This window comes from Vibrio sp. V42_P2S4T144, from assembly GCF_009904715.1.
In the GTDB taxonomy this organism is placed as follows: domain Bacteria; phylum Pseudomonadota; class Gammaproteobacteria; order Enterobacterales; family Vibrionaceae; genus Vibrio; species Vibrio alginolyticus.
Window position 1 is genome coordinate 1 of the sequence record NZ_WXWS01000396.1, and the last position, 6311, is coordinate 6311.

General features: G+C 43.1%; 7 protein-coding genes. 4 read left to right on the forward strand and 3 right to left on the reverse strand.

The features are described from left to right. Positions 1 to 310: 310 nt before the first annotated feature. The gene (locus CAG68_RS13360; RefSeq protein WP_054729660.1) at positions 311 to 859 is read right to left on the reverse strand and encodes a hypothetical protein; all 549 of its coding nucleotides are present in this window, start codon (positions 857 to 859) and stop codon (positions 311 to 313) included. Positions 860 to 962: 103 nt separating this feature from the next. Here CAG68_RS13360 and CAG68_RS13365 point away from each other — a divergent pair, with 103 nt between their 5' ends. The 4 genes from CAG68_RS13365 to secF all read left to right on the forward strand — a co-directional run bounded on the left by CAG68_RS13365 (position 963) and on the right by secF (position 5187). After that, complete coding sequence (locus CAG68_RS13365) at positions 963 to 1631, forward strand: SH3 domain-containing protein (protein WP_054729655.1); 669 nt, start codon at positions 963 to 965, stop codon at positions 1629 to 1631. 168 nt (positions 1632 to 1799) lie between these two features. Beyond that, the gene (locus CAG68_RS13370) at positions 1800 to 2279 is read left to right on the forward strand and encodes a hypothetical protein (protein ID WP_054729652.1); all 480 of its coding nucleotides are present in this window, start codon (positions 1800 to 1802) and stop codon (positions 2277 to 2279) included. A 164-nt stretch (positions 2280 to 2443) separates the two neighbouring features. Then, positions 2444 to 4282 (forward strand): protein translocase subunit SecD, encoded by a 1839-nt coding sequence (gene secD / locus CAG68_RS13375; protein WP_161441258.1) that lies wholly within the window; start codon positions 2444 to 2446, stop codon positions 4280 to 4282. 2 nt (positions 4283 to 4284) lie between these two features. Next, a complete protein-coding gene (gene secF / locus CAG68_RS13380) occupies positions 4285 to 5187 on the forward strand; it encodes a protein translocase subunit SecF (RefSeq protein ID WP_005373567.1) in 903 nt (300 codons plus the stop codon). A 58-nt stretch (positions 5188 to 5245) separates the two neighbouring features. On the opposite strand, the gene CAG68_RS13385 is transcribed toward secF, so the two are convergent. Both CAG68_RS13385 and CAG68_RS13390 read right to left on the reverse strand, forming a co-directional pair. Continuing rightward, positions 5246 to 5512: a hypothetical protein gene (locus tag CAG68_RS13385; RefSeq protein ID WP_005373566.1), complete on the reverse strand. Its 267-nt coding sequence runs from the start codon at positions 5510 to 5512 to the stop codon at positions 5246 to 5248. 15 nt (positions 5513 to 5527) lie between these two features. Continuing rightward, positions 5528 to 6148 carry a LysE family translocator gene (locus tag CAG68_RS13390; RefSeq protein WP_161441259.1) on the reverse strand — a complete coding sequence of 207 codons (621 nt, stop codon included), beginning with the start codon at positions 6146 to 6148 and terminating at the stop codon, positions 5528 to 5530. Positions 6149 to 6311: the final 163 nt, after the last annotated feature.

Below are 6311 nucleotides of genomic sequence, written 5' to 3' on the forward strand. Positions count from 1 at the left end.
CATTAGGACATTCCCTGTTACTTAATCGATTGATAACCATGTTTGTAGCATCATCTCCGGCCAAATGTGACTTTTTATTAAATTTTATTAATGGCTAAACTAACCAAAAAATGTCCATAAGTAAAGCATTAATGTGACGTATGTCTCTATAAATTGATTGTCTTGGTCATGGTTTAGTCAAGTTTGTCAAAGAGAACAATCCCATTATTTACATTTGATATCATTCACGACTAAGGAAAGAAAAAAGCACGAATAACGTCCAATATTGGAGTGAAAAACCAACATCGTCTATTCAAAACTGGCTCTGTTTTTACTTCGAAACATCTTGAGCGGATTGAAGCGCTCGAGCTTCTTTATCATAGACTTGTGACAGAGTTTGATATTGTGAAGAGAGGCGCTTGTAATCTTCAGCAAGTTCCAAAGCGTTGGTGTTATACCATTCCGCAGTTATTTGATTGACGGTTTTGTTTGACTCGCGGCACTTTTGGGCCAGGATCTCCCACCCATTAGCTGACCATTGGGATTGTGTGCTCAATTTAAGCAGTTGATTCGCTTTAGTTGTGAGCTCTTCTTTGTATTGAATCGATGCTTTTAATTGCGCTTTGAACACATTTTGGTTCGACTTGGCACGCCAAAGTAGCACGAGCTCATGCAGTGAAAAGGTGTCGGACAATAACTGACGCTGTTTATGTTCCGTTAAAAGTGTATTGAATACCTCAACATGCTGATTGTAATTGGACTCTAAACGATTGAATTGGGTAAGATTGTCATTCCACGACGATGGGTTACATTGAATATTGGCGAGCCCCGTTATCGGGAACAGAAGAAATAGTAGTATCCAATTGAGTCTGTTGATCATTATTGCTCGCGTTAGTTGACCTGCTCTTTTGAGTATATACCCAAATTTCTACGACATACGTGCTGCTGGTGGGATAAGAATAAAGAATGAAAAGGAAAAGGGCATGAAGAAAATTCTCGTCGCATTGATTGTCATGCTGTTGCTCGGCGGAGCGGGGGCTGGATACTATTTCTTCGTTATGCAGAAAGATGAACCTGAAGCACCAAAGGCTACGCAAGTCGAGCAATCTTCACTGCAAAAAGAAACATCCAAACCGATTCTGGATTTAGAAGCCGCTCTCCCGGAAGTTACCGAGTACTACGTCATTGAGCGTCGTGTCAATGTTTACAACAAGCCTGACCTTAATGCTTTAGTTGTCGATACGCTCTATAAGGGAGAAAAAGTATCGGTGTTAGAAAAAGTAGATGGGTGGTACCGAATCTCCGGCTATCTTGTCTATGAAGAGGGTGGAGAAGAAAAAGCCGAATGGTTGAATGCTGAAGGGTTATCGGATGCAGAGCCAGTTATTAAAGAGCAAGAGCGATTAGAGATATTGGATGAATACCTACAAAAGTCGGATGATTTAAAAGTTCACTTGGATATTTTCCGTAAGAAAACACAGCAATTGTTAGACGATGAAACCTGTGATCCGAGTGATTTTGAGGAGCTCGGAGGCTGGGTTCGTTCTGTGACGTTCAAAAAGCGCAACGTTTACTTCATCTATTGTGGCGGTTTGGAGCAAGAGAACAAGATCTACTTAGATGTTGATAAGGGCGATATTTTTTATCGATAACTCACCACCAATTACACTCGTTCTCTAAAGACGTTTTGATAAATGCAATAACGATGCAAACCTGAAATCAGAGATTTATAACTTTTTAGTTGTGAACCATAATCAATAGGAATACTATCAACGAGTCAAGTGACCTAACTTGGCTCTTTGTGTTTTTAGTGAGTTCCTATGCCTTGGATTTACCTTAGAAAATTGATTTTGCTGCTATTTGCAATGGTATTGCTACCAGTGCATGTATCTGCTGCGCAAATCGACCACAAGGCTCACGTACCGCACTTTTCTAAGCTACAACCTTTTGTAGCCTTAAGTGTATCGCCAAACTCTTCCGTCGATTTTTCTGAAGTTTCAGAAGAAAGCTCTCAATCTCCAGTATCTGAAGGCCATGCAAGTCTCGATTCCGTTGCTTTGTTTAACTCTCAGCGCTGGACGTCTTACTTACGGGAAGGGCTTGATGACGAGCACGTAGATTTTGTCGGCGATCTCACTACTCCGTTTTACGCTGATGCGGGTTACGCATACAGCTTGATGGACATTAACTGGCGTCACAACCAGTCCACATTTTATCATTTCACAAGCGATCATCGCATTTCTGGTTGGAAAGAGACCAATGCCATGTACGTCGCACTCAATAGTCAGTTTTCTGCCTAAACACCATTTATTTGCACCATTGTGCACTCTTAACACGACGATTGTATTCGACAGGACGTGAGCGTTCTGAGCATTTCATACCCTGAATTTATTCTGGGAGCATCTGTCGTGTGTTAAGCCTTGTTATTAAAAGCTTCACTTCATCGTGAAGGGATGATGTTTACATGAAAAAAACACCAAAGCAGCAAAAGAACAGAAAGCTGATGAATCACTACTCAGCTTGGAAATATGTCGTATTAATCACGACGGTCATTATTTTAACCCTAAGTGCTATACCAACTTGGTTTGGCGAACAGCCTTCTATCCAGTTGACGTTTTCGGAGCAAAACAACAGTGAAATGTCGGTTGTTCATCTGAATCAACTGCTAAAAACCAACCATATTTCAGCCGACAAAATCATCGAAAAAGACGGCAAAACAACCATTGTATTCGATGGTGAAGATGCGCAAAGTAAAGCTCGTGCGTTGTTAAACAAAGAGCTAAATAAAGACGACAGCATCACTTTCTCATACGTATCGGTTGCGCCAGAATGGTTGAATGAGATGGGCTTTAGCCCAATTAAGCTCGGTCTTGACCTTCGTGGTGGCGTTCAGTTCTTGTTGAATGTTGATGTGAATAAAGCGTTTGAAGAACAACGTGATGCATTGATTGATGAAATCAAAGCGAACCTACGTGATCAACGTGTTCGTGGTGTGCAAGTTCGAGCAGAAAGCGGTAAACGAATTACGGTAAACAGTGACAGCGAGCAAGCATTGTCGGAAGTGAACAAGTTCTTGCGTCAAAATTACCCGGGCTGGATTTCAAAAAGTTCATCTCGTGGCTTTGTGCTTGAACCGAGTGAACAAAATATCCAAGAATTTCAATCGTCGACTCTTCAACAAAACCTGAAGATCATGCGTGGTCGTATTGAAGAACTTGGTATCACAGAAGCACTAGTGCAACGCCAAGGTAAAGAGAGCATTCGAATTGAGCTCCCTGGTGTACAAGATCCTGCTCAAGCGAAAAACGTTATTGGTGCAACAGCAAGCTTGGCGTTTTATGAAGTGAAAGATGCGAGCCAAGCACACAGCAGCCAAGATCTTGTTCTTCAAGATAATGATGGTCGTACTGTGATTTTGTCAAAACGACCAGTTCTAACGGGCGAGCACATCGTGAACGCTCGTGCTGGTGTCGACAAAATGGGCATGTCAGAAGTCAATATTTCTCTTGACCACGCTGGTGGTAAGAAAATGAGTGACTTCTCAGCAACTCACATCGGCAAGCCAATGGCGACCGTTTACCGAGAGTACAAAACAAACGATCGCGGTGTAACTGAGCGTAGTGAGCGCGTTATCAGCGTCGCGACTATTCAATCTCAGCTTGGTAGCCAGTTCCGTATTACTGGGGCAGGTAGCATGGACGATGCGCAGCAGTTGGCGCTATTGCTTCGCGCGGGGTCACTGACCGCGCCAGTTACTATTGTGGAAGAGCGAACAATCGGTGCTTCTCTGGGTGCAGAAAACATTGAAAACGGTTTTGCAGCACTGGCTTTAGGTATGGGACTGACACTGACCTTTATGGCACTTTGGTACCGCCGCTTAGGTTGGGTAGCAAATGTGGCGCTTTGTGCCAACATGCTTTGTTTACTTGGCTTAATCGCCTTGTTACCAGGAGCGGTTCTAACGCTTCCGGGTATTGCCGGTTTAGTGTTAACCGTCGGTATGGCAGTAGACACCAACGTTATTATCTTTGAACGTATTAAGGACAAAATGCGTGAAGGCCGCAGCTTCGCTCAAGCGATTGACCTTGGCTTTGACAGCGCATTCTCGACCATCCTTGATGCCAACATTACTACCATGATCACCGCCGTGATTTTGTACGCCATCGGTAATGGCCCAATCCAAGGCTTTGCCTTAACACTCGGATTAGGTTTGTTAACCAGTATGTTTACAGGCGTATTTGCCTCTCGAGCAATGATCAATTTAATTTGGGGCCGCGATGCCCGTCGTGATGTGAGGGTTTAATCATGGTCGAAATGCTAAAACAAAATATTCGTAAAATTCGCTACTTTACTACGCTAGTTTCCATCATTTTAACGGTGATCGCGATCGTCGCTCTAGGCTTTAAAGGGTTGAACCTAGGTTTGGACTTCACTGGTGGTATGGTGACAGAAGTAAAGGTAGATAAGCAGCTAACTAACCATGATCTGCTTGACGTTCTGCAACCAAAGCTTGGTGAATCTGCGTCAGTGACACGCTCTGGTGAAGATGGCCGTTGGGTGATTCGTTACTCTGCGCCGGAAGATGGACAAACGTTGCCAAGTGTAGAAGAGGTGTTGAAGCCAATCTCTCACCAAGTTGATGTTGTCAGCAACAGTATAGTTGGCGCTCAAGTTGGCCAAGACTTGTTTGAACAAGGTGGCTTAGCATTGTTGATTTGTGTGTTGAGTATTCTCGGTTACTTGTGTTTCCGTTTTGAGTGGCGTTTGGCCAGTGGTTCACTGTTTGCTTTGGCCCATGATGTGATCTTAGTGCTTGGTTTCTTTGCAATTACTCAAATGGAGTTCAACTTAACCGTTTTTGCTGCTGTGCTGGCGATTTTAGGTTACTCATTGAATGACTCGATCATCATTGCAGACCGAATCCGTGAGCTGTTGATTGCGAAACAGAGTTGGAAAACAGAAGACATCAATGACCAAGCTGTTATCGCGACGTTTTCACGCACTATGGTGACATCTGGTACGACATTGATCACTGTTGGTGCATTATGGATTATGGGAGGAGCGCCTTTGGCTGGTTTCTCAACCGCCATGTTTATTGGCGTTCTGTCGGGGACATGGTCTTCGATTTCGATTGGTACTGTGCTGCCTGAGTGGTTGAAACTGGAGCCGAAACATTATCTTCCAGTTGAGATCGACGCTGCGCCGTAGCATTATTTTTAAGGTAAAAGTGCTTGCGCCACTCATCTTGAGTGGCGCTTTTTTGTGCTTATTTCACGCGCATCAAGCGATGTTTCACAAGTCCCAAGTCGAACTCTAAGACTTGTGAGCGCTTCATTGCTTCGACTTTATTCAACATTGGCTCTTGGTAGCCTTTCTTCTTCATCCACTGAAGAGGTACAGAGAAAGCATCTTCATTAACGACATAAGACTCGCCTTTATGCTCACCGCTATAGACGTTCACAACCCAAACTCGGGCTTGAAAGTCCAATACTTCACCCATGACTTTAGCTATTTTATTCAGAATATTTTTCATTGTTTCCAGTTTGCCTTAGCTTAGTAGCAACCAGACACCAACTCCCATCATTAAAGTGCCTGCGATACGGTTCATTAGACGTACATTCTTAGACTGACCTAATACGTGTTTCAACCCTTTACCACCAGTAGCGTACAGAGACATGCAAATGAACTCAAACAGTAAAATAATGGAGACAAGTATGATCAGTTGCGGTGCAAGCGCTGCGTTTTGGTCTATAAAAGGCGGTAAAAGAGAAATCATAAATGCCCAGCCTTTTGGGTTTGCGATTGCGGTAACGAAGCCTTGCATGATCAGTGCGATATTGTAACTCTTTGGTGTTTCTAAGTTGTCGACATTAATCGCAAGTTTCCCTCGCGATCGCCACATTTCAACTCCAAGATAGAGTAAATAACCGCCACCAATGAACTTTAACGCGATAAACATCCAAGGATAATTGAGCATAATCGCAGCGATACCTAACACCGCAGAGACTGACACCAGCGCAACACCGAGAAGCTCTCCTATCATCATCCATAACGTGCGACGATAACCGATACTCATACCTAACGTTAGGGCGAGAGTCATGCACATACCAGGCGTGATTGAGACAAAAAAGAAAGTAGGGATGAACATACTGAGCAATGCAAGATTCATATCTGTTGATGATTTAGTGATTAAAGAGAAGCCACAAAGATAGTGCAAAGTGGAAAAGGATGCTACTACAAAGCGAACGATTACTTTCACTAGTAGCTAGTTGATGTTCTTCGAATATATAAATTTAAAATGAAATTATATTTTAATCTATGCGTCATAATAG